The organism is Candidatus Hydrogenedentota bacterium (assembly GCA_012523015.1).
GTDB lineage: Bacteria > Hydrogenedentota > Hydrogenedentia > Hydrogenedentales > CAITNO01 > JAAYBJ01.
The window spans coordinates 1-4,102 of the sequence record JAAYJI010000015.1; the positions used below are offsets into that span (position 1 = coordinate 1).

Genomic DNA, 4,102 nt, shown 5'->3' on the forward strand with positions numbered 1-4,102 from the left:
CAACTGCCCAATGTCGCCTTAATTGGTTTCTCGGGCACCGATGGTTCTTGGAGCTATCCCGGCGGACAAATCACCATGCCCGGCGGCTATCGGGTCACCTATCCTATCGGCAGATATTTAGACAGCACCAATGCCATACGCATCGCGACTACAAGCAATATGAAAAGCCGTGTCACGCCGGATATTGACCTGCCCATTAACATGGACACCTGTGCCGAGTTCTTCTTAAAGAATAAAGATCTTGTCTTGCAGCGTGCCATCGAAGAAATCAAGGCACGCAACAAGTAGCGGGCACACACGAACAGCAATCCCCTTATCGTTGCCGCTGTTCTCTGACTCGGTCGTCTACTTCTCCCCGTCGTCCTCCGCCTTCGCAGCACCGGCACGGCGCAGTGTCGTGACATAAGGCAAATGATCCGATCCGACGCGCGTTTCCTCATTGATCACCATGGAAGATGACAGGACTTCAAACTCTTCCGACACAAGAATGAAATCAATTCTGCGCCGTGGTGCCTCAGCCGGAAAAGAATTACCCTTGCCGTCGGCGTCTTCGATCAACGTGTCCTTCAGCTTTGCCGTAAAACGCTGCAACGCGGGAGCCGTCAAATTCTCATTCATATCGCCGCCAAGGATAATGGGGCGGTCGCTCATGCGGGCGACGATCGCCTCTGCCTGCGCCAAACGCTCTTGACCTTTCAAGCCAAGGTGCGTATTCATCACATCAATCAGCTGTCCCTCCCATTCGACGGTCACACGCAAGCAACCGCGAGGCTCCACATTCATCGGGTTGGGCAGCGCTATATTTTCATGCTCCTTGACGGGCAGCCGTGTCAAGGTAGCATTTCCATATTCGCCGTTATCAAAAAGATAATTGGCTTCAAAAAAGACTTCCATCCCTAATTTTTCGGAAAAAAGAGCGGGAAAATCCTGTCGGCTTGTGCGCGAAAGATTACGGTCGATCTCCTGCAAGAAAATCACATCGGGATCAAGGGCACGCAAAATACCTGCAATCCGATCCAAATCAACGACACCGTCAAGACCTTCGGCATGATGGATATTATAGGTGACGACGGTGAGCGTGGGTTCGCCCATAGCAGAAAAAAACGGCATAGCAAGCAAAAGCCCGGGAAGAACAAGTTTCACTGTAAATACTCCTTTTATTTACCAAGGTCAATATTAAGTCACCTCTCCTGTTTATAACACAATACAGACAACAAATACATATTTACTTTTGCACACGCCCGGATTCAAAAGAACAGTAAAAAAGGACTATGGGATCTTACACAGCCTTTTCCCTACGTCTCACATCACGACGCCAAAGCAAACGCACCACCCCCCATGCAAATCCTAAAACGGTGAAAAGATGTGTAATAAAGGTTATGGGCCAGCCCCAAAACGCCAAATAAATACCGCCGTCCCCGTGGCGTAAAATATAATAGAGCCAAGGTATTTGAACAAAAAAATGGACAGACAAAAACATAGGCTCCGCCCACCAAAGGGGATGGAAAAAGATACCGGCAAACAAGAATAAGAGGCACATCAACACGAGAAAACAGGAAAAAATCTCTGATACAGGTATCTTGGAACCCACGACAGGCTCAAAACGGCGACGGCGCAGAAATAAAGGTACCCAACGCGCTGTACGGGCAACCAATTCTATACAACGCTGACTTACAGAGTTATAGTAAGTGCAATATTGGATATCGGGAAGAAGAACATTGTGGTGCCCACAACGTTCCATAGAATGACCGAGGCTGTACTCCTCCATACCGACACCGCCATGCGTTTCAGGGAATCCTCCCATTTCCTCAAAAACCGTACGCCGGACTGCGCCGCATTCTGACGGAAAACAAGAAACATTTTCATCAGCGCGAACATAACATTTAATGTACCATTGACATAATAGATATAAAAACCAAGAACTCCACACCTTATTGAGATTTTTACCGGGGCAAGCGCCGACCGAACAGACTTGATCATGGGTCTGCAAGTAATCAAAAAGAGTATACAATGTTTCTTTTAATACGATAATATCTGCATCCAAAAAAATAAGTATCCCTCCGGAAGCAGCTTGAGCACCCGCATTGCGCGCAGCAGCAACGCCTCTATTTTTAGATAAAGCAATCACTTTTACCCCCAAAGCGCCGGCAACGTCTCCGGTTCCATCCGTACAAGCATCATCAACGACAATTACTTCCCACCCCCGTTCCGCCATACAATGTAACGGCGCTTCCAAGCATTGGGAAATTCGCCGGACTTCATTGTGGGCCGGAATGATAATCGATACTTCCGGTAAAGCCGTCAAAACAACAACCTCCACCAATTTTGAGGTTGAAACACGGTACTACAGGCAATTGCACATTCAAAACTACAACTGCATTGTGCTGCCCGAAGACGAAAACGCGCCGCTTCAGGAAGTTCAACGGCATCCTTGAGAGGCATCACTGTTGCGCCGCCGTTCACGATGACCGACTCGCTCCACATCTTGCCCATTTCACAGCCTCTTATCGTACCGTCAGGAAATACTTCCATCAACCGACCTCCTGCGAGACAGCGAGAATGACCCTTGGGGCGGTTTATCCGCGAGAGCACCTCACGCCGTAGTTGGCGTTGTAAACGCCATTCCAAACCTCCCAAATAACGTAATGACCCCTGTTTAAGCTGTCTTTCGGTCAATAGGGCATAAGTCTTTGCCAACTTGCGCTGGACCGTATCCGAAACATCGCGAACAAGTCCGATATCATGAAAATCTATGGGCCAAGCAGCTGTCTCTTCAATGAAAGATCCTAAATCATCGGCATTGTCTTCACAGAGAACCGAAGCCACCCGTACAGTCAGATTGTTATGGCGTTCCGCCAGCGCCGATGCCCCTTTCACCGTGCTGTAAGCAACCTGATAAGCACCGGGTAATCCACGGAGCCTGTCATGCACCGCTTCCAATCCATCGATGGAAACAGCCAGAGCTATATCTAAACAAGTTGTACGCGATAGAACATCCTCAAGTGTGGAGAGAATTCTGTCTGTCAAAAGACCGTTGGTATTGATGCTGATTCTCGGCGTCTTACTGCTGTGTACCATTGCACATATTAGATCAGATAAGTCTTCGCGTAAAAATGGCTCTCCGCCGGTTATTGTCAAATGAACAAGCCCGTCAAGCCCCTTGAAAACGGACGCCCATTGCTCCGAAGTCAATTCATTCGTCTTAGAAAATGGACGGACATTTTGCGCGGCATAACAACAATAACTACATCTGAGATTGCATCGACCCGTCACGAAGGCAATAACATAATTCGGGCGTTCCCCACGTATAAGTGCACGATAAAGCCTGATTAGTGTATTGACGTTCAACGAAGAGCCGCCCTAAAGGCAGTAACCTGCCGGTACTATCTTGTTTTTTTAAATCTATTACTTTAAGAGATTCAAAAAATACTGTGAATCTAAATTTTTCAGCAGTTCAAAAAATACTCTGGGAAGGATAAATGTCGTGGCATAGCGATGTTCAACCAACCGTATCTTACCACAAAAAATACATAAAGAGAATCCGGATACGCCGGTAAGTTTCAATTATATGACACCACATAACTTCGAAACAAACCTCCCCAGGTCCAAACTCGAATTGCAACCCTTTCCTGAAAAAAGACTTCGGCAGGATTTCTGTAACTAAGTGTTTTCCTTGGTCTATTATTTAAATCTTGAATAGCCCTTTATAACTGCTCTTCGGAAATTGTATTAAAACGAGTCTTTTAGAGAAAGTATTGACTTAAAAGCCCATTGGTATTTTCGTTCCTAGCGCGATCGTTTGAGCAGTAGGGGCGTGCGAAATACACCGCTATGGATAATTCTTCAGCAATGTATTTATGAGCAGAAAATTCTGTACCGTTTTCAAAGGTTATCGTGTGAAGATATTTCGGACCGACCTTTTTTAAAAGATCTATTGTAGCCTGCGCTGCCACGCTAGCATGTTTTGTAGCACAAAGGGCAGCAAATAGGTACAAAGATTTGTGATCAACTAAAGTAACAATAGTGCCGCTATGCCCACAACCAATGATCGTGTCGCCTTCCAGGTCTCCTAAACGCGTACGGGAAACAACAATTGCGGGGC

At 46.8% G+C, this 4,102-nt stretch carries 5 protein-coding genes; 1 reads left to right on the forward strand and 4 read right to left on the reverse strand.

What is annotated here, in order from left to right; translation table 11 throughout:
- The coding region (locus GX117_00765) for a hypothetical protein (protein ID NLO31875.1) at window positions 1-288 on the forward strand (288 nt) is incomplete at its 5' end.
- 57 nt (window positions 289-345) lie between these two features.
- Here GX117_00765 and GX117_00770 read toward each other — a convergent pair.
- The 4 genes from GX117_00770 to GX117_00785 form a co-directional block, all read right to left on the reverse strand.
- Window positions 346-1,143, reverse strand: a complete 798-nt coding sequence (locus GX117_00770; GenBank protein ID NLO31876.1) for a hypothetical protein — start codon at window positions 1,141-1,143, stop codon at window positions 346-348.
- Between the two features lie 136 nt (window positions 1,144-1,279).
- Window positions 1,280-2,305, reverse strand: coding sequence for a glycosyltransferase family 2 protein (locus tag GX117_00775; protein ID NLO31877.1), 1,026 nt, complete (start codon window positions 2,303-2,305; stop codon window positions 1,280-1,282).
- On the reverse strand, window positions 2,302-3,348 hold the full coding sequence (locus GX117_00780; GenBank protein NLO31878.1) for a radical SAM protein: 1,047 nt from the start codon (window positions 3,346-3,348) through the stop codon (window positions 2,302-2,304). Before GX117_00780 ends, GX117_00775 begins: the two co-directional genes overlap by 4 nt.
- 395 nt (window positions 3,349-3,743) lie before the next feature.
- Window positions 3,744-4,102: IS30 family transposase (locus tag GX117_00785; protein NLO31879.1), on the reverse strand; the 359-nt coding region annotated here is incomplete at its 5' end.